We start from the raw sequence: 23,443 nt of genomic DNA on the forward strand, positions 1-23,443 counted from the left end.
GTTCTTCAAACGATTTATTTTTACAAACAGATAATTACAAATAGAGGTGACATGAACAGAAAGCAATTCATCCAATCTGAGGGGGCGACATGTAGCAACTGGACATGGAGTTGGTCTTTTGTGAATCATCAAAAGCGAATGGTGATCTTTGGTACATGGGATGTTGAGCAGGAGCGAGAGAGAGCTGTTATTCTTCGTGAAGGATGGAAGAAGAACAGTAAAGATAAGAAACAGCCTGGTTATGCTCAGGCCATAGAACATCTCCAACTGGTGACTGAGGGCTACGAGCTTTACACATTCAAAATGAAATTTGCTGAACACCCTGATAATTCTGAGGTAGGAGTCATTGAAAACTTCGAACGTAAACTGGTTAAACGATTTCTAAGCAAAGAAGGTGACGTTTGGTATGCAGACTTTGCCGCTAATCCTTTCCCTGATGAAATCCCAATGCCCGATAACTTCATCGAAGGGGCAAAGACACGAGTTACAGTTAATTCTTATGAAAGGGATCCCCGAGCAAGACAGGAATGTATCCGGCATTATGGTACTGCATGTAAGGGATGTGGGTTCGATTTTGGAAAAGTCTATGGTGAGCATGGTAAGGGATTTTTTCATGTACACCACATCAAACCCATTCATACTCTAGGTGAGGGATATAGTATCGATCCTATCGTTGACCTTATTCCACTCTGCCCAAATTGTCATGCCATGGTACATTTAGGTAACAAGCTAATGACAATTGAAGAACTGAAGATCAAAACAGGGTACATTTAAAAATAATAAACAGTCGGAGTGACTATTGAATTCCTCCATGAAAAATCACCATACGTTTATATTATGAGTTGAATTACTTCATGGCATTCCTACAGATGATTTATAATAAAAACAAGAGTAACTTATGGATGTCGTGGTCTAGAGAATTTCTTATGGAGCTCAAAAAAATTCGCAAGGATTAAATATTGTTGCTTTAGGATTTTATGGAATGACAATAGCAACCCATTTTTTAATTAGACGCATTCTATTGGTTGGTGCTACTTAGGTTCAGATGGGCTCTGAAAGTTATTTTGAACCTATTAGAATGCGTCATATCAAGCTTATTCGCGGTTTTCTTTTATGTTCCAGCTTGATTGGGTTTCTGCACCCTTACCGCCAGTAGTCGACTGCTCCCAGTACTGGGTTTTAACTTTTGCAGCCTGGAACTGGTATGTCATACCAACAAGATCACGCTGGCTTGCACCATTGAACATTGCATCAATGATCAGTACATCCTCAAGGGTAATACGGCAGTACTCATTCTGAGTGCCACCGGCTTTACATATCGCCAGCTCAATCTTACTGATGTGCTTGCCATTAGAGACATAACGCATGATTGCAGGAATGGCCTTATCAATATTGGCATGGACTGTAAGATCGCGGTAATGAACCTTGCCAGCTCCACCCCCACCACCAACACTCATATTCCCGGCCTGGCTTGCCCCCCAAGAGAAGGAGTCAATGTCGATCCAGGTAGTGTCTGCATCTGTTCAGTTCTATCATGAACATGAAAAAATTATCGGTTATATAATCGATGGCATAGGTGTTGTTGTGGGTGGGTTACAGATGGTTGCAGGTGCTACCTTGATTGCTGGTTCAATGGCTACTGGGAATGTAATTGGAGTTGTAGCTGGTTCGAGTTTGGTTCTGAGTGGTGCTGGCTCAACTATAGAAAGTGCTGAAAAACTCCTTGGACGTGCCAATCCAACAAATTTCATGCGAAATGCATATGAAGATGCTGCTGAATTTATGGGCTTCGACAAAAGATTGGGATTTTTAGCTTATCAGGCCGTAGATTTTACTACATCGTATTATGGGGTTTTGAAGTTAAGTTTAAAACCAGAAGCATGGAGGCTATTTAACTATCTGCCATCAGATTATTACAGAAAGGTTCAGACAATGAGCAAACCTGCTCTCGCATTAAAAGGAGCTGGTGCGGCAAAGAAAGGTATAGAGATCGGCATTAACATTAAAGATCTGAATACTGATCCCAAATAATGTTACTTTTTCTTAGCCATGTAGCGATGTGCTTTCCATGCTAATTTCATTGGAGTGACAATATAAACAACGGTCACTCCAAAAAGAATAACTATCAGGTAGATGACAAAGTTTTCCGCTGAGTCATAGATACTGCCAAAAATGGCAATAACTGCCATCAGTAACATCCCAATAACACCACCCCAGAAACGTTTACTCAAGTCAAGAACTATAGAGGAAAACGTTTGATCCTTAGTAGGAACACTCTCAACTATTGTTCTTAATCGACTTATATCCTTGTCAGTAAAGCCATTGGCCTTAAGATCATTAACAAAATCCATATCGTTCAAAATTGAATCCATCTATAATTTTCTATGAATTGATAATGATTATTCTAACATATGGCTGCTTAATAGGTACATCCATTAGTTGATTGTGCATCTTTTTTTAAGTGAAGAGGGAGGTCTTACTTAATAGAGCCAAAGTTGAATTGGTGACATAGATTATATATCGTGTAAAAAATTAATCGCCCTTGACCCGCTCCCCATTGATTAATAAATCCCGATGTTAGTAATGGCGCCATAAGTCACATGAGGACATGTCCATGGAAATGTGATTTTCCGACAAGATATAATCAGTATTCACCATGCTGCCCCAAACGGGGTTACCTTCTATGAAATCTGCAGCAAACATGCCATTTCCAACACTACGTCTACACCCGGCGTAAGAAGTAAGGCGGTATCGAGGTGCCTTAGGTTAGCCCCTGAAGTTGTTCGAGGAGAAGAACATCAGGCTCAAAAAGCTGCTTGCCGTAGCTATGTAGGATCTTTTCTCCATAACAACTGATTCAGGTTTTAGAAAGGATAGTCGAAGATTGCTGAGGGGAAACATCTGAGGATAAAAAAAGATGAAAGGAATTTTGTGCAGGCGTTTCAGCAGGTTAATGAAAGGACTGGGCAGGATTGAGCACAAACTCGGCGCGATCCTGCCAGCAAATTCACTCATCCAGCATCGAACTGCGATCCACGCGGCGGCGCAGGGTGATCCACGAGTAAATGGCGTTAAACAACACCACGCAGGCGGTCACCACGAACACGGCGCGGAATCCCCAGTGAGCCGACACGGCGGCGCCCATTAGCGGGCCGGTGACATTGCCAATGTCTCTGAAAGACTGGTTATAACTGAATATACGTCCCGCCACCTGATTGCTGGCGTTATAAATCAGCAGCGTCTGCACCGCAGGAAGGAGCGCACCATCTGCGGCACCGAGCAGGAACCGCAAAATACCCAACTGCAGCGGATTCTGCACCATCGACATTGGGATCAGCAACAGCACTGACACCAGCAGCATCGCCACCAGGATCCGTTCCGGGCCAATCCGGTCGCCCAGTTTCCCCAGCCGTGGCGCGCTGATCAGCGCAGCAACGCCGGGCACTGAGGCGATCAGCCCGCTGACAAACGCCAGGTTCTGAATATCTCCGGCCAGATCCCGCACGTACAGCGTCAGAATTGGCGCTATTGAGCCGGTCGCCACCTGAATAATCATCGTGGTAACAAACAGCGTCAGCACCAGCCTGGGGTTTTTCAGGGTGGTAAACACCTGATGGGCGTGCAGCATGTCCTTTTTTTGCACCGGCACAAACTCTTCGCGCACGGCAAACAGCGTCATGATAAAGCAGACGAAGAGAACCGAAGCGGTGATAAAGAACACCGGACGCAAACCAAAACTGTCCGCCAGTAATCCGCCGATCAGCGGGCCAATCAACGCGCCGCTGACGGCACCGGTGGAGAGCCAGCCGAGCGCCCAGCCGCTTTTGTTGCGGGGAACCTGCGTCGCTATCAGCGCATTGGCATTGGGCACAAATCCTCCCAACAAGCCCAGCACCGCACGCAGCGCCAGGAACTGCCAGATTGACGTCGCCAGGCCCATCAACACCATCACGACAGACATGCCCAACGCCGAGCGCAACAGCATGATCTTACGGCCCTTACGGTCAGCCAGACCACCCCAGAAAGGGGAGGCAATGGCTGAAAACAGAAAGGTGATGCTGAACACCAGTCCCGACCACATATTCAGTGAATGAGGATCGGTAACGCCCAGCAATTCGACATACAGCGGAAGGAACGGCATCACCAGGCTGAAGGCGATACCGGTAAGAAAGCAGCCGCACCAGGCGACAAACAGATTTTTTTGCCAGTTGATCGAGGAGAGCGGAACGTCAGCAGTAGCCATAGTTCAGTGTAAGACCTGTAGGGTGGATTTTTTTATTAGCAGGCTAATTATGCGCGCAAAAAATCGGCATTAACAGGGGGTACATAAGGAAAAGAAACAGCGTTTAAAAAGGGTTTTAGTTGGGTAACAGGCGAGGAAAACCCTGCTCCCAACCAGATTTAATAAAGGGAGGATTCACCGGCGGGACGGGTTTTAAAGCGGCGATGCAGCCACATATATTGCTCCGGTGCCATCAGCACGCCGCGTTCAATCACCTGATTCATCCTGGCTGCGGTGGCGGCTTCATCATCCAGCGGCATGTCTTTCTCTTCCGGCAGGATCACCATTTCATAGCCTTTGCCATGCGGCAAACGGCGTGGCACAAACGGAATTACCGCTGGATGACCGCTGCGGATAAGCACATAGCTGCCTTTGGTTGAAGCGGCCTTATCAACGCCAAAGAACGGCACAAACACGCTGCTCTTCGGGCCGTAATCGTGATCCGGCGCGTACCAGATGATGTCGCCGCTTTTTAGCGCGCGGATCATGCCTTTCAGGTCTTTACGATCCAGCATACTTTTATTGGAACGCATGCGGCCCCAGGTCTGTAACCAGTCCAGCAGCGCATTGTCATTGGGACGATACACGCCGATGCCGGGATTATGGATACCGAAAATACGGGCACCCAGCTCCAGCGTTAAGAAGTGCATGCCAATCAGCAAAATGCCTTTGCCGTCTTCATGTGCCTTATCGATGTGCTCAAGTCCGCTGACGTGGAACCACTTATTAATGCGCCAGTTGGGCCAGAACCAGGCCATGCCGGTTTCAATCAGTCCCATACCAACGGATTCAAAATTACGTACCACCATCGCTTCGCGTTCTGCTTCCGGCATGGTTGGAAAGCACAGCTCCAGATTACGGTGAGCGATATTCACGCGCTTACGCAGGAAACGCATTGAAAGGCGTCCCAGGCCGCAGCCAATATAATAGAGGAACGGGTAAGGCAGCAGGACCAGCAGGTAAAGGAAGCCAATACCCAACCAGGTATGCCAATAACGAGGATGCAACAACGCGCGCGTAAATTGAGGCAGTTGAGTCATGAGAGTCCAGATCGCATAAAAAGGGCAGTATTATGCTGCCCAAGAACTTTTAATTATGGCCTATTGTGCCATTTCTTAAGGACAGATTGAAATAACCCGCTGTAGTAACGTTGATTTGGGTCACCAGTAGCATAAACAGGCTGTGGCGACCCCGATAAGGCTTACTGCTTAAACAGCCCTTTGACTTCATGAGGCTCGCAGCGCCAGTATTGCTCTGGTGCATGCACCTTCGCACCGAGTTTCGCCGCCGCGTGCCATGGCCAGCGAGGATCGTAGAGCATACCGCGCGCCAGCGCGACCATATCGGCCTGCTGTTCAACCAGCACCGCTTCGGCCTGTTCCGGCTCGGTGATCATACCCACCGCAATAACCGGGATCGTGACGGCTTTTTTGATCGCCGCGGCAAAAGGCACCTGATAATTCGGCCCGACTTTAATTTGCTGCGCCGGTGACAGGCCGCCGCTTGACACGTGGATGTACGCGCAGCCTTCGGCCTCCAGCGCCTGACTTAATGCAATGGATTGTTCCACATCCCAACCGCCTTCCACCCAGTCGGTAGCGGAGATACGTACCCCAACCGGTTTGTTTGCCGGGAAGACGCGGCGGACTTCGCGGAAAATTTCCAGCGTCAGGCGCATTCTGTTTTCCAGCGAGCCACCGTAGACATCATCACGCTGGTTCGACAGTGGCGACAGGAACTGATGCAACAGATAGCCATGTGCCGCGTGGACTTCAATCAAATCCAGGCCCAGCCGATCGGCGCGAATGGCACTGTCAACAAAGGACTGTTTGATCTCTTCGATGCGCGCTTTGGTCAACGCCACGGGCGTGCCGTCGGTCTGATTAAACGGTACGCAAGAAGGCGCAGAGGTTTGCCAGCCGCCTGCTTCAGGCTGCAGGAAACCGCCGCCACGCCATGGCACATCGGTAGAGGCTTTACGTCCGGCGTGGGCAAGCTGGATACCAATCGGCATGGAGGAGTGCTGACGCACGTCTTTTAACACCGAACCCAACGCCTGTTCAGTTTCATCATTCCACAACCCTAAGTCCTGCGGCGTGATGCGGCCCGCGGCTTCAATCGCGGCGGCTTCAATAATCAACAGGCCCGCACCAGAAAGCGCCAGATGGCCAAGATGGATGCGGTGCCAGGCGGTTGCGTTGCCGTGGTCGGCGGAATACTGGCACATTGGTGCGATGGCGATGCGGTTCTCGAGGGTTAGCTTACCGAGGGATATCGGACTGAAAAGCTGGCTCATGCAGGTTCTCCGGTGGGTTAACAATGTCAGTGACAAAGGCTAACTATAGGCAAATTTTATTATGGCGTTGAGCAGGCCATGCTTTTACCTGAAGCCGTCATGACATTCGCATTGGACCTTTTCACCGCTTTTACCGGATTCCGGTTTGATTTTTCTGCTATTCAGGTATGATAGCGCCCGCAAAATTTCTCTCTTGAACGCAGGAACGTACACCATGCCAGTGTTACATAACCTTGTTTCCAATGAAGAGCTGCGCGCGCGGATGTTGGCTGAAAGCGAACCGCGTACCACAGTCTCTTTCTATAAATATTTTACCCTCGACGATGCCAAAGCCTTCCGCGATGCGCTGTATGTTGCGCTGACTAAGCTGAAAGTTTTTGGGCGCGTTTACGTTGCCAGTGAAGGGATTAACGCCCAGATCAGCGTGCCTGCCAGCCAGTACGAAACGATGAAAGCGATGCTGTATGCTTTCCATCCGGCGCTGGATAATCTGCGCATGAATATCGCGCTGGATGACGACGGAAAATCGTTTTGGGTATTACGCCTGAAAGTGCGCGAGCGCATTGTCGCCGACGGCATTACCGATGACACCTTCGATGCCAGCGATATTGGCGGCTATCTGAAGGCCAACGAAGTCAACGCGATGCTCGACGATCCGGATGCGGTGTTTGTTGATATGCGTAACCACTACGAATACGAAGTGGGGCATTTTGACAACGCGATGGAAATCCCGGCCGATACCTTCCGCGATCAGCTGCCGATGGCGGTTGAGATGCTGAAAGACGATAAAGAGAAAAAAATCGTCATGTATTGCACCGGCGGGATCCGTTGTGAGAAAGCCAGTGCGTGGATGCGTCATAACGGCTTTGAAAACGTCTATCACGTTGAAGGCGGCATTATTGAATATGCTCGCCGTGCGCGTGAGCAGGGCTTGCCGGTACGCTTTAAGGGCAAGAACTTTGTCTTTGATGAGCGGATGGGTGAACGCATTTCTGACGATGTGATTGCTCACTGTCACCAGTGCGGTGCCGCCTGTGACACTCACGTCAATTGCAAAAACGATGGCTGCCATTTGCTGTTTATTCAGTGCGCAAGCTGTGCCGAGCAGTATAAAGAATGCTGTAGCCCAATCTGCATGGAAGAGTTGGCATTAACGCCTGAAGAGCAGCGCGCCCGCCGTGCTGGCCGTGAAAATGGCAATAAGGTGTTCAATAAGTCACGTGGCAAGCTCACGATGACGCTGAAAATCCCCTCAGCAGAGTAATACCCTCCGGCCGGGTGTCAGACATCCGGCCGGGTGGTTATCCGTCAGTTACTGACGGATCCCTTCTACCGAGATCATCAGCTGCACATCCTGTGAGGCTGGCCCCAGATCGGTTTTAATGTTGAAATCTTTCAACGCAATTTTGGTTTCGGCTTCAAAGCCCGCACGATAACCTCCCCACGGATCCTTGCCTTCACCCAGCTTTTTCGCTTCCAGCGTCACCGGTTTTGTCACCCCATTCAGCGTCAGGTTGCCGGTAATATCCAGTTCGTCGCCATCCTTTTTCACACCCGTTGAGACAAAGGTCGCCTGAGCGAATTTCGCCACGTTAAGGAATTCCGCGCTGCGCAGATGCTTATCGCGTTCCGCATGGTTAGTGTCAACACTGTTGGTATTGATGGTCACATTGACCTTATCTTTCGACGGATCGGCTTCATCAAACGTGAAGCTGCCGTCAAAGTCTCTGAACGTGCCGTACAGCCAGCTATAGCCAAGGTGCTGAATGCGGAACTGCACAAAGGCATGTTGCCCCTGTTTATCAATTTTATAGTCAGCGGCTGAGGCGGTTGCCGCACTCGCCAGCAGTGCGGCAGTGGTCAGTGCTAACAGGCTTTTCTTCAACATAGTTCTGTTCCTTTCAGAGGTTAATCAACGCGGCTACCCAGCATCCGCTTCAATGTACTGTCGCGATCGACAAAATGGTGTTTCAGGGCGGCCAGGCCATGCAGAGCGGAGAGGATCACCACGCTCCAGGCCAGCCACAGGTGAATATCGCCGGCCAGGTCGGCCTGCTCGCCAAAGCCTTCCAGCGTGGCCGGTACGGAGAGCAAGCCAAAGACCTCAATCGGTTTGCCATCGGCGGTTGAAATCAAATAGCCGCTGATAAAAATGGCGAACAGGATGCCGTACAGCAGCAGATGCACCGCAACGGCGCTCACACGGGTCAGTGCGGAGTAACTGCTTAACGGTTTTGGCGGCGGGGAGATGAATCGCCAGATGACCCGCAACACCATGACGGCAAACAGGGTGATGCCAATGCTTTTGTGCAATTCCGGGGCAGGGTGATACCAGCTGTCGTAATAGCCGAGGGTGACCACCCACAGGCCGAGCGCAAACATGCCGTAGAGGGCAATGGCCACCAGCCAGTGCAGCATTACGCTGACGGTGCCAAAGCGGGTGGGGGTGTTTTTCCAGCGCATTCTTACATCCTGCAATCAATTTTTGCCAAGACTGGATAATCCGAAACATAAAATCAACAACTAATTACCCGTAGTAAACAAATAGTGATTATCATTCAGAAATATTGAATGTTTAATCGGGTTATTATCATTAAATTTGGTTTTCAGAAGGTTGGTTTAGCGTTATGTGGCTTATTTATGTGGGGTTGGTTGTGGGGTGAAGAGAAGTTGTTAATGTCTGTTTATTTGATGGTAAATTAAGTATTCGTCAGTAGTTTGTAACTTTTCGTCAATATTACGCCCTAAAATAGGTAATATTTATTGATGTGTCTGCTTAAGGCGTAATGTAAATGAATAGCGGATGCCAGCAATTTGTCTATCGACTCTGGCGCAGATGTCTGAGAATCGGCATTTCTCTGGAGGTCTGTATGGTTTTTGAGGATAAATTCAGCGATAACGGTCACAAACTTGAAAAAATCCGGTCTGTCGTATAGAGTCAGTTACCGTAAAGAGATGTTGTTTATGTGTAAATCATCGTCTTATCCCGCTGCTTTATAGCTTTCTTTCCCTTCATTACTTCCATCCCGGCAACGAAAGCTATGACGCTGCTCTCTACATTCAGTCACTCCGGAGACCGTATGAGCACTGCATCAGATTCAAATAACAAGCTTAAGAAGCTTTTCTCACGGCATAAGAAGCCGAAAGAGCTGACCGTAGACGACATCACCATTGTTGATGGCGATATGCTCAAACGCGCGGTGGGCGCCGCAGCCTTGGGTAATGCCATGGAATGGTTCGATTTCGGTGTCTACAGCTACCTGGCAGTCACCCTGGGCAAAGTCTTCTTCCCGGGCGGTGACGCTTCGGCGCAGCTGCTGGCAACCTTTGGTGCCTTTGCGGCAGCCTTCCTGGTTCGTCCGATTGGTGGACTGGTGTTTGGCCCGCTGGGTGACAAAATCGGCCGTCAGAAAGTGCTGGCGATCACCATGATCATGATGTCTATCGGTACCTTTTGTATCGGCATCATTCCGTCCTATGCCTCGATAGGCATTCTCGCGCCAATCCTGCTGCTAGCCGCTCGTCTGCTGCAGGGCTTCTCAACCGGTGGCGAATACGGCGGTGCGGCGACCTTTATTGCCGAATACTCCACCGATAACCGTCGCGGGTTTATGGGCAGTTTCCTCGAATTTGGTACCCTGGGCGGCTATCTGCTGGGCGCCGGACTGGTCACCATCCTGACCGTTGCTATGCCGCAACAGACCTTGCTGGACTGGGGCTGGCGTATCCCGTTCTTTATCGCCGCGCCGTTGGGCCTGTTTGGTCTGTATATCCGCCTGAAGCTGGAAGAAACGCCGGCGTTCCAGAAGCATATGGAGAAGCAGGAAGCCCTTGAGCAGAGCAAACCCCGTCTGACCCTGTGGCAGATGCTGAGCAAGTATCGTAAGCAGATGCTGAAATGTATCGGCCTGGTGCTGCTGTTCAACGTGTCGAACTACATGCTGACCTCCTATATGCCAAGCTACCTGACCGGTATCCTCGGCCTGAGCGAAATCAGCAGCCTGTTGCTGATCCTGGTGGTGATGTTTGTGATGATGCCGCTGACGCTGTTCTGGGGACACTGGAATGACCGTCTGGGCCGTCGTCCGGTGATCTGGGCTGGCGCAATCGGGCTGATTGTGATGGCGATCCCCTGCATGATGATGATTGGCACCGGCAATCTTTACCTGGTGTTCCTCGGTCTGATTATCCTTGGGGTGATCCATACCTGTTTCAGCGGCTCGATGCCGGCGACCTTACCGGCGCTGTTCGCTACCGATATCCGCTACAGCGCGCTGGCCATCGGCTTCAACCTGTCCGTTTCACTGTTTGGCGGCACCACACCGCTGATCACCACCTGGCTGGTGGAGAAAACGCATAATCTGATGATGCCGGCCTACTATCTGATGGGTGCTGGTGTGATTGGGGTGCTGACGGTGTTTACGCTGCGTGAAACCGCCCGTAAACCGCTGTCAGGATCTGCGCCAGCCGTGGCCACCGAAGCCGAGGCACACTCGCTGGTGAAGAAGCTACGTCTTCGTCAGCAGAAGAAAGAGGCTGACGCGACGCGTTAACCGATAAGCCAGACAATAAAAAACCGGGCCTGACCCGGTTTTTTTATTGCCTGAAAACATTATTTAAAGCGCGAAAGCGAGAAGGGCGATAAATCAAATTCGGTATTTTTCCCTTGCGCAAACCCAGCGGCAATCTCACCTAATACGCTGGCAAATTTAAATCCGTGGCCGCTTAACCCGCTAATAATAAGCCGATCGGGCGAGCCGGGAAGCGTGTCGATAATAAAGTCTTCATCCACCGTATTATCATAGGTACAAGCTTCGCCGCGCAGACAAACGCCAACACCCGGCAGGAAATGGCGAATGAAAGAAAACAGTTCGCTGCCATCTTCTTTTACCGATCCAAAGGGTTTACGTTCTTCAGGTGCGCTAATCAGCTGCCCGCCGTCATGACGGCCAATTTTAAGTGCGTTATTATCCGCCGGGAAACCGTAAAAATGGCTGCCGTCCGGCATTTCGCAGGTAAATGCCGGGAATTTATTATTTTCACTGTAGCGGCCATCGGCCTGATGCCAGGCGAACACCTTTCTTACTGGCGCGATCGGCAACTCGGGTAGCAAGGTTTTTACCCAGGTGCCGGCGCTCAGCAGCAGCTTACGGCCACTGTAGGTGCCATCTGCCGTATGCACATGCTGCAATCCATCACGCTCTTCCAGCGCGTCGACGCCGCAGTTGAACAGCTGGGCACAACCCGCTTCGCGCGCCAGGCGGATCAGCTGGCGGACCGCCACTTCAGATTTCAGGTAACCGGACTGCGGTTCAAAAATGCCGGTATAGCCATCGGGAACCGTTATCTGCGGCCAGCGAGCCATCACCTGCTCACCGCTCAGGGTTTCAACGTTCAGGGAGAAGGCTTGCGCGCTCTGGCTGACGTTACGAATAAATTCAGAGGTTTCCGGGGCCAGATTGATGATACCGCTGCGGTGCATAATGCGTTCACCACAGGCGGTTTCCAGCTCATCCCACAGCTGTTGCGCGCGTAAAACCATTGGGACGTAGCGGGCACCCTCACCATAAGCATGGCGGATCAGGCGGGACTCACCGTGGTGGCTACCTTCGCTGTGCGGCGGATGCGCGCGGTCAATCATCAGCACTTTCAGGCCGGCCTGCGTTGCGTACCAGCCTGCGGCGGCACCCACCGATCCACTTCCCACCACAATTAAATCGTAAACCATCTGCACCGGTTCCTTTGTTGATCAGGCAATTCGTGCAGGATAGCAAAATGTAGCAGGAATGAAAAAGGCACCCTTAGGGTGCCTTAGAGAGTAAACCAACAGGATTTAATGCTTTTTATAATCGCGATCTACGTAGTCTGTTGCTTCAATCTTCGCTATGCCAGCTTCGAGAATGGAGATAAATTGCCTGGCAACATCAGTGGTTAACCAGTAAGTCTGACCTACTTCTGCGTCTTCATTCTGCTGCTCGTTTGACGTTAGTGAATGAAGACGGATCATCATGGCATCGTAAGAATCTACAGTACTGATATCCCACCCAATGAGGGGATGTGTCTGGATTACGTCTTTGTTTCTGTCCATTATAACCCCCTTATTACTCGTGTTAATGATGACAACGAAGTGATTTATCGAGGTTCAATGCGGCTTTTTTTCATAGAGCAAAGTAATTATAACAGGGATTTAAATTCTCGCAGGCGGAAAATTTATGGCGAAAGGAGAAGAGAGTTTGATTAAAGATTTTATATAAGCGGGTGCAATGGACAAATAATGCGCAAAAAAGATAAAAAAGCCGGATGGCGAAACCCGGCAAACAACGGCAAAAAAGGAGAGAAAAGCGCTAGTCGGTAATAAACCAGTCGTCGGCACTTTCCCAGGTTTCCTGCAGAATTTCAGTGATGCGATCTTTGGCCTCTTTGCCACCGCCCATCACCGTCAGATTATTTCCTCCCGCATAGCGAACCGAAACGCTGTTGCTGGATTCAGGGAACTGTTTGTCGATACGTTTAACCAGCTCAGAAGAGAGCGCATCAATTGCGCCAGCAGGAAGAGAAGTGGTTTTTGCTACAGTGACTTCAATACGCATAAAAGCCTCCGAATAAGATACTGTAAATATATACAGTAATCTCACGGGAGGCAATCATTTAATGCAGGGCGTTCGATTGGATTACAGCTCGACGGTCCAGTTCAGGGTTTCACCGGCAAGGAAAGGCACCAGCGTGTGCTCGCCGAGGGCAATACTGTCAGCGACTTTCCACGGCTTGCGAACCAGCGTAATGGTGCCTTCGTTCAGCGGCAGGCCATAGAAACGTGGGCCGTTTTCAGAGCAGAAGGCTTCGAAATGTTGCAGCGCATTCATCTCTTCAAACACCGTGGCATAAGCCGGCAGAGAAGACGGGGCGTTGAACACACCGGCACAGCCACAGCTGGCTTCTTTCAGATGCCGCAGGTGTGGCGCGGTGTCGGTTCCCAGGAAGAAGCGATCGTTTCCGGTTGCCACCACCTTACGTAACGCTTCCTGATGCACATTCCTTTTGAGGATCGGCAGGCAATACAGATGCGGGCGAACGCCGCCAACCAGCATATGGTTACGGTTAAACATCAGATGCTGTGGGGTAATGGTCGCGGCGAGGAAACGATTGCCTTCCTCGACATAGGCAGCCGCTTCTTTGGTGGTGATATGCTCAAACACCACTTTCAGCTCCGGGTACTGCTTACGCAGCGGCTCCATCACCGTTTCAATAAAGCGCGCTTCACGATCGAAGATATCGATCTCTGCGGCGGTCACTTCACCGTGGATCAACAACGGCATACCGATCTTCTGCATACGCTCCAGGACGGTGGCGATGCTGGCGATATTGGTCACGCCGTGGCTGGAGTTCGTGGTCGCATGTGCCGGATACAGCTTGGCGGCGGTAAACACGCCTTCGGTGAAGCCTTTTTCCACTTCATCCGCATCCAGTGAATCAGTCAGATAGCAGGTCATCAGTGGGGTGAAGTGATGCCCGTCAGGGAGTGCATCCAGAATACGATTGCGGTAAGCAATGGCGGCAGCAACGCTGGTGACCGGTGGCACCAGATTTGGCATCACAATCGCCCGGCCATTGACCTCGCTGGTAAAGGGCAGCACGGTTTTCAGCATCTCATCGTCACGCAGATGAATATGCCAGTCGTCAGGACGGCGAATGATAAGTTGCTGAGGTTGTGCGGTCATTTTGCTGCTCCGGCAGAAGTGAAATCGGGTTGGCGATTTAGCCGGGTACTAAGCATAGGGATAAAGGCAGGGGAATGCACCTGCTTTGTGTGCAGCGGGAGGAAATTAGCGTTTCAGCCTGCGCTGAGCCGACAAAGGGCACAGCGCGTGCTGAAACGGCATGATTACTGGCTAACGAAAGGGATAATCAGCTCGCCTGGCTTCACTTCCAGCCCTTTGGCGAAGCGTTTGGCCAGCGACTCGGCCTTGCTGCGATCGGTGCTCAGCACATAAGCCGGTTTCTGATTAAAGTAATCTTTCAGCGACTGGTTCAGGTAAGGCGTCAGGGTTTTCAGAATGCCTTGCATCTTTTCAGGCTGGACCTGAACGTCGACCAGTTCCATATCCTTCAGGAAGATGGCGCCTTGCTCTTTATCAAAGAACGGCTGCGCTTTCATCGTCAAGGTCATGTTCGCCTGCTGTGGGCCGAACAGCGAACTGATGTTGACCTTCGCGTTGCCTGAAAGAGTCACCTTATTCGGCTCTGCGCGGCCAATCTGGCTGCTGAGATCGGTCAGCACAATGTGGGCATCGACCAGACCGGCCACGCCAATCTGCTTCTCGTAGTTATTGTGTTTTGCCAGCGCCTGGTTCACTTCCTGTTCACTGATGCTGTACTGCGTCAGTTGATTACAGCCGGTCAGTAAACCCACCAGCAGCAGGGCGCATAGCCCGAAAAATGCTTTGTTCATGGTTATCCTCTGTCTACAAATCGTCAGCAACCCTTCTGACGTGAGGCAATAGAGTGCCCGACAATGGCAATGGAGTCACCAGGACAAAGGGTAAACGGAAAGGAAAAAAAGTGTGAGGAAATGCAGCAGGGCCACGAATGTGGCCCTCGGAAAATCAGGACGCGATCGAGGACAACAGCGTGACCTGCGTCTGTTTGGCCATATTGTCACGGTAGTCCGCCACGCGGCTTGGGTACTCCACGCCTGCGATCAGCGACAGCGAACGCAGCACCGGGAACAGATGAATATCATCCATCGACAGCTCACCGTTGACCGCATTGGCTTTCACAATCAGCTTATCCAGCTTACGTAAGTCGTCGTTCACGTTCTTGATGTAGCCTTCGGCATGCAGCTTGAGCTCGGCGAAACTGCCCAGATTCGCTTCTTTCTTCTCTTTGAAATAGCGGCGGGCTTCCGGCGTAGCGAATTCAGCAAACGGTGCCTCAGCAATGCGTGGCAGCAACAGCTTATTCAGATAGCTGTTGATGTGACGCAGCCAGTCAGAAATCGCCGGATTGGTTTTACCGGTCACCAGCGGCTCGCGATCCTTATTATCAATGTAATGCACGATATCCAGGCTTTCCGGCATGCAGCTGCCGTCTTCTTTCATCAGGATAGGCGCCATCTTTTGCCCTATCAGCTTCTTCGGCAAGGCTTCATCGTCGCTCAGCATCACCACCAGTTCGACTGGCAGATTTTTCAGGCCGAAAATCATGCGGGCTTTTACACAGAACGGGCAGTGATCGTAGATATAAAGTTTCAAGAACGCCTCCTTACAGCGGTGACGGCGGGCGGGCCGCCATCAATCATTTGAATGCATTAGGGAAGTATGGAAGAGATCCCAGCACAGGGCAAACTGCGACCGGACATTACTTGTGCAAAAGAGATTTTAGGAAATTTTATGCGCATTATTTTACCGGTCACTGCCCTGGCGGTTATAGTGGTTTGTAAGCGCAGAAAATGTCGGCCATCTGGCCCAGGCTAAGCAGTTCTGCTGTGCGGGTTGACCCGCTTAAATCCTTTATCGGCCGGATCAGGAGAGAAGATGTTTGGCTATCGTTCCGCTGCCCCGAAAGTCCGCCTGACTACAGACAGGCTGGTGGTTCGTCTTGTTCATGAACGCGATGCCTGGCGTCTGGCGGATTACTATGCTGAAAACCGGGCTTTCTTGAAACCCTGGGAACCGATCCGTGATGAAAGCCACTGTTATCCGTCTGGCTGGCAGGCGCGTCTGGGCCTGATTGCCGAAATGCATAAACAGGGCAATGCGTTCTATTTTGTGGTGATGGATCCTGAAGAGAATGAAGTGCGTGGCGTGGCAAATTTCAGCAACGTGGTGCGCGGCTCATTCCATGCCTGCTATCTGGGCTATTCGCTGGGCGAGAAATGGCAAGGGCAGGGGATGATGTTTGAAGCCCTGCAGTCTGCGATCCGCTATATGCAGCGCCAGCAGCGTATGCACCGCATTATGGCCAACTATATGCCGCATAACCAACGCAGCGGCGATTTGCTGGCCCGGCTGGGTTTTGAAAAAGAAGGCTATGCCAAAGCGTATTTACTGATTGATGGACGCTGGCAGGATCACGTGCTGACTGCGCTGACCGCCAAAGAATGGACACCTGAACGTCGCGGATAACTTAATGAAAATTCACCTTTCGGCCGTAGAGGCCCGCATTATTGGCTGCCTGCTGGAAAAGCAGGTCACCACGCCCGATCAATATCCGATGTCACTGAATGGCGTAGTGACGGCCTGTAATCAAAAATCCAACCGTGAGCCGGTGCTGTCGCTGAGTGAAGTTAGCGTGCAGGACACGCTGGATATGCTGGTGAAAAAGCATCTGGCCACCCCGCAAAGCGGTTCTGGTCAGCGGGTAGTGAAATACGAACACCGTTTTTGTAATTCCGAGTTTGGTCAGCTGAAATTTACGGCGGGTGAACTGGCGCTGATCGCCACCTTATTGCTGCGCGGCGCGCAAACGCCTGGCGAGTTGCGCACCCGCAGCACGCGCCTGCATGAGTTTGCCGATATGGCCGAAGTGGAACAGGCGCTGCAGGCGCTGGCTTCGCGTGAAGACGGCCCGTTTGTGGTCAGATTAGCGCGTGAACCCGGCAAGCGTGAAAGCCGCTTTATGCATCTGTTCAGTGGCGAAGTCGATGAGGCCGCCTTAGCGTCAAACGACGTCTCACAGGAAAATGACGACCTGCGTGAACGTGTCGCCGAGCTGGAAAGAGAAATGGCTGAGATTAAGCAGGTTCTGGCACGACTAACCGGGGAAGACTGAGATGACGGCATTGAAAGTGGGCATTATTGGTCTCGGTGGCATCGCGCAAAAGGCGTGGTTGCCGGTGGTCACGCAAACCACGGGTGGGAGATTGCCGGCGCGTTCTCGCCCAATCAGCAAAAAGCGCGGGTGATTTGCGACAGCTATCGCATTCCCCTGATGGGCAGCGTGGCTGAGGTGGCGGCGGCCAGCGATGCGGTCTTTGTGCATACCTCAACCGCCAGCCACTTCAGCATTGTTAAAGAACTGCTGATGGCGGATGTGGATGTCTGCGTCGATAAACCGCTGGCAGCGAAACTCAGCGAGGCGGAACAGTTGGTCGAACTGGCTCACCGACGGGGACGCAAGCTGATGGTGGCCTTTAACCGTCGCTTTGCGCCGCGTTATCTGCAGCTGAAGGATCATCTTGGCAGCCTGGCGTCGCTGCGCATGGATAAGCACCGCAGTGACAGCGTGGGGCCACACGATCTGTTTTTCACGCTGCTGGACGACTACCTGCATGTGGTCGACACCGCATTGTGGCTGAGCGGCGGCAGAGGGAAACTGCAGAGCGGCAGCCTGCAGACCACCGATGCCGGCGAAATGCTGTATGCCGAACACCATTTTTCCCAGGATGACATTCACATCACCACCAGCATGCATCGCCGTGCCGGCAGCCAGCGTGAATCGGTGCGTGCCGTGACCGATGGCAGCCTGTTGCTGGTCGATGAGATGCGCGATTTCCATCAGGAAACGGCCGGTAAGCTGGTGATCGATCCGATCCCCGGCTGGCAAACCACCCTTGAGCAGAGAGGCTTTGCCGGCGCGGCGCAGCACTTTATCGCTTGCGCACAAAATCAGACAATGCCGCAAACCTCCGGAGAGCAGGCGCTGATGGCGCAGCGGGTGGTGGAAAAGCTCTGGCGAGAGATTGACCGGGAATAATCCGCTGTAACAAAGCAGTGTGGTGATTTGCCGCAACATCAGTAAACTGTGCCCGAGATATTTCAAGCCAAAAAACCGGAAGAACATGAACCTGTTGAAATCGTTGGCAGCGGTCAGCTCCATGACCCTGTTTTCGCGCGTGCTGGGATTTGCCCGCGATGCCATTGTGGCAAGAGTTTTTGGGGCGGGAATGGCGACGGACGCCTTCTTTGTGGCGTTCAAACTGCCTAACCTGCTGCGGCGTATTTTTGCCGAAGGCGCGTTCTCCCAGGCCTTCGTTCCGATCCTCGCCGAATACAAAAGCAAGCAGGGCGAAGAAGCGACCAAAGTTTTCGTGGCCTACGTTTCCGGGTTACTGACGCTGGCGCTGGCGATTATCACCATCGCCGGGATGCTGGCGGCTCCCTGGGTGATTCTGGTGACCGCGCCAGGCTTTGCCGATACGGCGGATAAATTTGCCTTAACTTCCGCGCTGCTGCGCGTGACTTTCCCCTATATCTTCCTGATTTCTCTTGCCTCGTTGGCCGGGGCCATTCTGAATACCTGGAACCGCTTCTCCGTTCCGGCGTTCGCACCCACCTTGCTCAACGTCAGCATGATCGGTTTTGCCCTGTTTGCCGCACCGCATTTCCATCCGCCGGTGATGGCGCTGGCGTGGGCGGTCGTTGCGGGCGGCGTGCTGCAGTTAGGCTATCAGCTGCCGCACCTGAAGAAGATTGGCATGCTGGTGCTGCCGCGTCTGAACCTGAAAGATGCTGGCGTCTGGCGAGTGATGCGCCAGATGGGCCCGGCGATCCTCGGGGTGTCAGTCAGCCAGATCTCGCTGATTATCAACACCATTTTTGCCTCTTTCCTGGTGTCGGGTTCCGTCTCCTGGATGTACTACGCAGACCGTCTGATGGAGTTCCCGTCCGGCGTGCTGGGCGTGGCGCTGGGCACCATTCTGCTGCCTTCGCTGGCAAAAAGTTTCTCCAGCGGCAATCACGATGAATATTCGCGCCTGATGGACTGGGGATTACGGCTCTGTTTTGTGCTGGCGTTACCCTGTGCGGTGGCGCTGGGTATCCTGGCGAAACCGTTAACCGTCGCCTTATTCCAGTACGGCAAATTCAGCGCGTTCGATGCCTCCATGACCCAGCGCGCGCTGGTGGCGTATTCGGTCGGTCTGATGGGCATTATTGTGGTGAAGGTGCTGGCACCGGGCTTCTATTCGCGTCAGAACATCAAAACGCCGGTCAGGATTGCCATCGCCACCTTAATTATGACGCAGCTGATGAACCTGGCGTTTATTGGCCCGCTGAAACATGCCGGTCTGTCGCTGTCGATTGGTTTGGGTGCCTGCCTGAATGCGGCGTTGCTTTACTGGCAGTTGCGTAAGCAGAAGATCTTCCATCCTCAGCCAGGCTGGAGCGGTTTCCTGCTGCGTTTGTTTATCGGTGTGGCGGTAATGGCGGCGGCACTGCTGGGCATGTTGCATGTGATGCCAGACTGGGCGACCGGTAATATGCTGTCGCGGCTGTTACGTCTGGCCGGCGTCTGTGCCGTTGGTGGCGCGGTGTTCTTTGCGGTGCTGGCAATACTCGGCTTCCGCGTTAAGGACTTTGCCCGTCAAACTCAGATCTGATAAAACGCAAAACCCCGCTCAGGCGGGGTTTATTTTTTTACTCGATAGTCATCTTGACGTGTTTGCCTGTATTGGCAACCATCGTCACTAAAGAGTCCAACGTAAATTTTTCTGTCTTCTGATTAACCACATCTGATACACGAGGCCGTGATATATGGAGCAATTTTGCTGCTTCACTCTGTTTATGCCCCTTATCTTCCATCCAATCTGAGATCACGCTCATTAATTGCCTTTTCATGGCCTTGGTTTGAGCAATATCGTCTTTGGATTTGGCCAGTAGCATTTCTGCTTCAGAAGGTTCAAAACCCAGTTCCGCAAAAATATTACCGCCAGCTTTAGTGATGTGGCGTGACGTGGTATCAATTTTATCAGTCATAATTCTCTCCGCTCAGCAACTACGGCCCTATAGCGTGCTTTAATTATTGCTACGTCAGATGGACTCGTCTTCTGCGTTTTTTTTAAAAAACTGTGTAGCACGTAGACTGCCTCTGCAAATTTTGCAACATAAACAACGCGATACCGATTTACATTATCCTCAAGCCGTATTTCAATAACACCGGCACCCCAGTCGTTTATTCTTTTGAAATCACGAGGGTCTTCACCATGTTGTACTCTTCCCAGTTCAAAACCGGCGATCCTTTTGGCATCATCGGGAAACGCTAAGAGGTCGTTGTACGATGAACCTCGCCAGTCAATTGCTTTTTCACCCATCCTTGAGCGTCCCTTTACACCGTGTTTATGTATAAAATTTTATACATCCATATTACAAAGAGCAAGTTCCTTTGCTGGCGCAGTTCGTTTCATCTGGCCTAACTGATTGGATTGTGGTGAAAGTGTTACGGGCTGGCGTTTAGGAGCGGGAAGGGGGGAACTGCTTTCTGGCGGCTACATGGCTACGAGGAATAAACATTCGTCAAACGCAATCAAGCCGGGTATTCCTGGCCTTAAGGAAGGCCTGGCAATAGTGCTCTATAAAAATACCCGGCCACAAAGTGCAAATGTCAGATCGCTGTTGCAGGCCTTTGACTGGCTGGGTTTTCCTGACTTTTGAAAACCCAGCCTACACTTTACGGCTGATAAAACTGCTGGTGGTCGCCTGGCCATCCGGGCCGTAAAACTTCTGAGTCTGGTGCGGCTTTAACACTTCCAGCGCCTGCTCGGTAAAGACAATCTGGTGATTCAGCAGCAATCCATTATGCAGATTGGTATCGCGCAGCTTCACGGTCTGCTCCTGAATGTCTGCCCAACGGCGGCCCATATCAGGATTGAGGCTGTAAGGGGCATGCAGCCCAGCCTCTTTTTCCGCATCACGGCGCATTTGCTCAATAAAATTAAGCGTCGCCAGCAGGGAGTTTTTGTCTTCGGTAATGCGTTGCAATAAGCTGCTGTTGATCTGACCGCCCGAGAGCTGTTGTTGCTCGGCTGTCATTACGTCGGCCAGACTTTTCAACACTTCCAGCATTTTATCAAGCGCGGTCAGCAGCTTCTGCATTTACTTAGTTACCTTCTAAAGAATCTTTTGCCTGCTGAATCAGGGCATCGGCAATTTTGCCGGTATCCATCTTCAATTCGCCATTGCGAATAGCTGTTTTTAACTCTTCAACACGGGCGGTGTTGATGTCTTGTGAACTGGCCTTGGTCAGCTGAGACTGTGCGCCGCTCAGAACAACCTGAGTGCCGGCTTCAGTGGTTTTGCTGCTTTCTGCCGGACGCGCTTTGGGTGCCGCTGTTTCGCTGGTATCGCGAGGTTGCACGGTTGCTGCCGGTTTCAGAGGTTGAGTTCTGTCAATGCTCATTATTTGACTCCTGTATAATCAGGCGGTGTATCGACCTGATAGCTAAGTGTACTATGTCTGTTATTAACACTATCGGCAGAACTGAACCCTTCTTTAGTGCTTTATAGCGTTATAAGAATAATCCCATCCGCCCCGACTTTTCCACTGACTATCTGACCTGAACTCATCCTCACCCGAACCAGCTGCGCGGTGGTGGCGTTGTTCATTGCGCGCCCCTCACTGCTGATACTAAAACCGCCGCCGTTGGCCGTCACCGTCACGTTCTGACCGGCTTTAACCCGCCATGGCTGCCGGACCATCATCAGCGTCAGCGGCTGGCCAGGAATGATATCCCGCAGCGCCACGGCGTCGGTCACTTCCTCTGCCGACATCACCGTTCTGGCGGGCAGGGTATCTAATCTGCCGCGCTGAATCTTCACATCGTCGGCGGTCAGGGTGCCACCGCGGATCACCTGGCGGGCCGCGACCAGATAGTCGCCGGTCACCTGCACCTGAACCTGAATATAACGACGGTTCTGATCGCAGTTGGCAGCCACGCTCATATTGCCCCACATCCGACTGTTGCCCGGCAGCGAGAATTGCGGCTCGGCACAGTCCGGCCACTGCGACTGCGGCGTTTTAACCACCACGGAGAGAGTATCGGCATTCTGGCCGGTTTCCCCATAGCGGGATTTAAAAAATTGATTGAGCTGAGCCGTTAAGTCGCCCGCACTGGCCGACAGGGTCACCAGTCCCAGCAAACTCACCCACAAGGCTGTCATTCCCCGCATTCTCGCTTCTCCCATAAATCAAACTGGCACTGATTCTACTCCTGGCCCGTTCAGGTCAAGGCGCAAAATAGCAACATAATTTAGCGCTATTCAGACGATGACTATTGCGTGCCTTGTTTATTCTATCAGCTCTGAATTTTCATTTTGCGGAGGAAGCATGCTCGACAAACTGGACGCGGCACTACGGTTTAACACCGAAGCTTTAAACCTGCGTGCCCAGCGGCAGGAGATCCTGGCATCCAACATCGCCAATGCTGATACGCCAGGCTATCAGGCTCGCGATATCGATTTCGCCAGTCAGATGAATAAGGTGATGGAGCAGGGGCGTGCGGAAGGATCGGGACTGTCGCTGGCGGTGACGTCAGCACGCCATATTCCCGCGGAAACGCTGCAGCCCGCCTCTATCGATCTGATGTACCGGGTTCCGGACCAGCCTGCGATGGATGGCAACACGGTTGATATGGATCGCGAGCGTACTCAGTTCGCGGACAACAGCCTGAAATACCAAACCGACCTGACCGTGATCAGCGGTCAGATCAAAAGCATGATGGCCGTGCTACAGGGGCAATAATTTATGGCTTTACTGAATATTTTTGATATCGCCGGGTCCGCCATGAACGCCCAGTCACAACGTCTGAACGTCAGCGCCAGTAACCTGGCCAACGCCGACAGTGTGACCGGGCCGGATGGTCAGCCTTATGTCGCCAAGCAGGTCGTTTTCCAGACGGATGCGGTTCCAGGCTCACCGACCGGTGGGGTACGCGTTGCTCAGGTCGTTGACGATCCGACGCCAGCCAAGCTGGTGTACGAACCGGGCAACCCAATGGCGGATGCCAAGGGCTACGTGAAAATGCCTAACGTCGATGTAGTCGGGGAAACGGTCAACACCATGTCCGCGTCACGCAGCTATCAGGCCAACGTGGAAGTGTTGAATACCGTCAAACAAATGATGATGAAAACCCTGACGATGGGTCAATAAGG

27 protein-coding genes and 1 pseudogene are annotated in these 23,443 nt (G+C 51.9%); 10 read left to right on the forward strand and 18 right to left on the reverse strand.

The features are described from left to right. Window positions 1-51 precede the first annotated feature (51 nt). Entirely contained in the window at window positions 52-774 is a 723-nt protein-coding gene (locus E2F51_RS15415; protein WP_134823869.1) for an HNH endonuclease, read from the forward strand. Between the two features lie 320 nt (window positions 775-1,094). On the opposite strand, the gene E2F51_RS15420 is transcribed toward E2F51_RS15415, so the two are convergent. Next, entirely contained in the window at window positions 1,095-1,502 is a 408-nt protein-coding gene (locus E2F51_RS15420) for a type VI secretion system tube protein Hcp (protein ID WP_134823870.1), read from the reverse strand. On the opposite strand from E2F51_RS15420, the gene E2F51_RS15425 reads away from it, so the two are divergent. Continuing rightward, the gene (locus tag E2F51_RS15425; protein ID WP_245174119.1) at window positions 1,495-2,031 is read left to right on the forward strand and encodes a DUF4225 domain-containing protein; all 537 of its coding nucleotides are present in this window, start codon (window positions 1,495-1,497) and stop codon (window positions 2,029-2,031) included. The two genes, E2F51_RS15420 and E2F51_RS15425, sit on opposite strands and share 8 nt — an antisense overlap. Window positions 2,032-2,033: 2 nt before the next feature. Here E2F51_RS15425 and E2F51_RS15430 read toward each other — a convergent pair whose 3' ends face one another. From E2F51_RS15430 to E2F51_RS15445, 4 genes are all read right to left on the reverse strand, one after another. Further along, entirely contained in the window at window positions 2,034-2,360 is a 327-nt protein-coding gene (locus E2F51_RS15430; RefSeq protein ID WP_134823871.1) for a hypothetical protein, read from the reverse strand. 647 nt (window positions 2,361-3,007) lie between these two features. Continuing rightward, complete coding sequence (mdtG, locus tag E2F51_RS15435; protein ID WP_013201639.1) at window positions 3,008-4,243, reverse strand: multidrug efflux MFS transporter MdtG; 1,236 nt, start codon at window positions 4,241-4,243, stop codon at window positions 3,008-3,010. A gap of 158 nt (window positions 4,244-4,401) precedes the next feature. Next, window positions 4,402-5,322: a Kdo(2)-lipid IV(A) acyltransferase gene (locus E2F51_RS15440; protein WP_134823872.1), complete on the reverse strand. Its 921-nt coding sequence runs from the start codon at window positions 5,320-5,322 to the stop codon at window positions 4,402-4,404. Window positions 5,323-5,483: 161 nt separating this feature from the next. After that, window positions 5,484-6,578: an NADH:flavin oxidoreductase/NADH oxidase gene (locus E2F51_RS15445; protein ID WP_134823873.1), complete on the reverse strand. Its 1,095-nt coding sequence runs from the start codon at window positions 6,576-6,578 to the stop codon at window positions 5,484-5,486. Window positions 6,579-6,792: 214 nt separating this feature from the next. On the opposite strand from E2F51_RS15445, the gene E2F51_RS15450 reads away from it, so the two are divergent. Then, window positions 6,793-7,842: a rhodanese-related sulfurtransferase gene (locus tag E2F51_RS15450; protein WP_134823874.1), complete on the forward strand. Its 1,050-nt coding sequence runs from the start codon at window positions 6,793-6,795 to the stop codon at window positions 7,840-7,842. 48 nt (window positions 7,843-7,890) lie between these two features. Here E2F51_RS15450 and E2F51_RS15455 read toward each other — a convergent pair whose 3' ends face one another. Both E2F51_RS15455 and E2F51_RS15460 read right to left on the reverse strand, forming a co-directional pair. Further along, window positions 7,891-8,463, reverse strand: coding sequence for a YceI family protein (locus E2F51_RS15455; RefSeq protein WP_041692258.1), 573 nt, complete (start codon window positions 8,461-8,463; stop codon window positions 7,891-7,893). Between the two features lie 23 nt (window positions 8,464-8,486). Then, a complete protein-coding gene (locus E2F51_RS15460; protein WP_134823875.1) occupies window positions 8,487-9,041 on the reverse strand; it encodes a cytochrome b in 555 nt (184 codons plus the stop codon). A gap of 617 nt (window positions 9,042-9,658) precedes the next feature. On the opposite strand from E2F51_RS15460, the gene proP reads away from it, so the two are divergent. Next, window positions 9,659-11,131, forward strand: coding sequence for a glycine betaine/L-proline transporter ProP (gene proP, locus E2F51_RS15465; protein WP_013201645.1), 1,473 nt, complete (start codon window positions 9,659-9,661; stop codon window positions 11,129-11,131). A gap of 59 nt (window positions 11,132-11,190) precedes the next feature. Here proP and solA read toward each other — a convergent pair whose 3' ends face one another. The 6 genes from solA to grxB form a co-directional block, all read right to left on the reverse strand. Next, window positions 11,191-12,306 carry an N-methyl-L-tryptophan oxidase gene (solA, locus tag E2F51_RS15470; RefSeq protein ID WP_105759267.1) on the reverse strand — a complete coding sequence of 372 codons (1,116 nt, stop codon included), beginning with the start codon at window positions 12,304-12,306 and terminating at the stop codon, window positions 11,191-11,193. A 105-nt stretch (window positions 12,307-12,411) separates the two neighbouring features. Beyond that, on the reverse strand, window positions 12,412-12,666 hold the full coding sequence (bssS, locus tag E2F51_RS15475; RefSeq protein ID WP_013201647.1) for a biofilm formation regulator BssS: 255 nt from the start codon (window positions 12,664-12,666) through the stop codon (window positions 12,412-12,414). A 256-nt stretch (window positions 12,667-12,922) separates the two neighbouring features. Further along, entirely contained in the window at window positions 12,923-13,168 is a 246-nt protein-coding gene (dinI, locus tag E2F51_RS15480) for a DNA damage-inducible protein I (protein ID WP_013201648.1), read from the reverse strand. An 81-nt stretch (window positions 13,169-13,249) separates the two neighbouring features. Continuing rightward, a complete protein-coding gene (gene pyrC / locus E2F51_RS15485) occupies window positions 13,250-14,296 on the reverse strand; it encodes a dihydroorotase (RefSeq protein WP_134823876.1) in 1,047 nt (348 codons plus the stop codon). Window positions 14,297-14,460: 164 nt separating this feature from the next. Further along, entirely contained in the window at window positions 14,461-15,027 is a 567-nt protein-coding gene (locus E2F51_RS15490; protein WP_013201650.1) for a lipoprotein, read from the reverse strand. A 154-nt stretch (window positions 15,028-15,181) separates the two neighbouring features. Continuing rightward, entirely contained in the window at window positions 15,182-15,829 is a 648-nt protein-coding gene (gene grxB / locus E2F51_RS15495) for a glutaredoxin 2 (RefSeq protein WP_013201651.1), read from the reverse strand. A gap of 282 nt (window positions 15,830-16,111) precedes the next feature. Between grxB and rimJ the strand changes: the two genes are divergently transcribed. From rimJ to murJ, 4 genes and pseudogenes are all read left to right on the forward strand, one after another. Then, window positions 16,112-16,702 carry a ribosomal protein S5-alanine N-acetyltransferase gene (gene rimJ / locus E2F51_RS15500; protein ID WP_013201652.1) on the forward strand — a complete coding sequence of 197 codons (591 nt, stop codon included), beginning with the start codon at window positions 16,112-16,114 and terminating at the stop codon, window positions 16,700-16,702. Window positions 16,703-16,706: 4 nt separating this feature from the next. Beyond that, complete coding sequence (locus tag E2F51_RS15505) at window positions 16,707-17,348, forward strand: DUF480 domain-containing protein (protein WP_134823877.1); 642 nt, start codon at window positions 16,707-16,709, stop codon at window positions 17,346-17,348. Window position 17,349: 1 nt separating this feature from the next. Continuing rightward, window positions 17,350-18,272 (forward strand): annotated as a pseudogene (locus tag E2F51_RS15510) (Gfo/Idh/MocA family protein). An 85-nt stretch (window positions 18,273-18,357) separates the two neighbouring features. Further along, window positions 18,358-19,896: a murein biosynthesis integral membrane protein MurJ gene (gene murJ, locus E2F51_RS15515; RefSeq protein ID WP_013201655.1), complete on the forward strand. Its 1,539-nt coding sequence runs from the start codon at window positions 18,358-18,360 to the stop codon at window positions 19,894-19,896. A 37-nt stretch (window positions 19,897-19,933) separates the two neighbouring features. On the opposite strand, the gene E2F51_RS15520 is transcribed toward murJ, so the two are convergent. The 5 genes from E2F51_RS15520 to flgA all read right to left on the reverse strand — a co-directional run bounded on the left by E2F51_RS15520 (window position 19,934) and on the right by flgA (window position 22,462). Then, window positions 19,934-20,272, reverse strand: a complete 339-nt coding sequence (locus tag E2F51_RS15520) for a helix-turn-helix domain-containing protein (protein WP_013201656.1) — start codon at window positions 20,270-20,272, stop codon at window positions 19,934-19,936. Continuing rightward, window positions 20,269-20,607, reverse strand: a complete 339-nt coding sequence (locus tag E2F51_RS15525; protein WP_134823878.1) for a type II toxin-antitoxin system RelE/ParE family toxin — start codon at window positions 20,605-20,607, stop codon at window positions 20,269-20,271. Before E2F51_RS15525 ends, E2F51_RS15520 begins: the two co-directional genes overlap by 4 nt. Window positions 20,608-20,956: 349 nt before the next feature. Continuing rightward, window positions 20,957-21,388: a flagellar export chaperone FlgN gene (gene flgN, locus E2F51_RS15530; protein WP_013201657.1), complete on the reverse strand. Its 432-nt coding sequence runs from the start codon at window positions 21,386-21,388 to the stop codon at window positions 20,957-20,959. A 4-nt stretch (window positions 21,389-21,392) separates the two neighbouring features. Continuing rightward, window positions 21,393-21,692: a flagellar biosynthesis anti-sigma factor FlgM gene (gene flgM, locus E2F51_RS15535; RefSeq protein ID WP_013201658.1), complete on the reverse strand. Its 300-nt coding sequence runs from the start codon at window positions 21,690-21,692 to the stop codon at window positions 21,393-21,395. A 101-nt stretch (window positions 21,693-21,793) separates the two neighbouring features. After that, window positions 21,794-22,462 carry a flagellar basal body P-ring formation chaperone FlgA gene (gene flgA, locus E2F51_RS15540; RefSeq protein ID WP_134823879.1) on the reverse strand — a complete coding sequence of 223 codons (669 nt, stop codon included), beginning with the start codon at window positions 22,460-22,462 and terminating at the stop codon, window positions 21,794-21,796. A gap of 157 nt (window positions 22,463-22,619) precedes the next feature. Here flgA and flgB point away from each other — a divergent pair, with 157 nt between their 5' ends. Next, complete coding sequence (gene flgB / locus E2F51_RS15545) at window positions 22,620-23,033, forward strand: flagellar basal body rod protein FlgB (protein ID WP_013201660.1); 414 nt, start codon at window positions 22,620-22,622, stop codon at window positions 23,031-23,033. A 3-nt stretch (window positions 23,034-23,036) separates the two neighbouring features. After that, window positions 23,037-23,441: a flagellar basal body rod protein FlgC gene (gene flgC / locus E2F51_RS15550; RefSeq protein WP_013201661.1), complete on the forward strand. Its 405-nt coding sequence runs from the start codon at window positions 23,037-23,039 to the stop codon at window positions 23,439-23,441. Window positions 23,442-23,443 lie beyond the last annotated feature (2 nt).

Origin of the sequence: Erwinia sp. QL-Z3 (assembly GCF_004551645.1) — a bacterium.
Taxonomy (GTDB): Bacteria; Pseudomonadota; Gammaproteobacteria; order Enterobacterales; family Enterobacteriaceae; genus Erwinia; species Erwinia billingiae.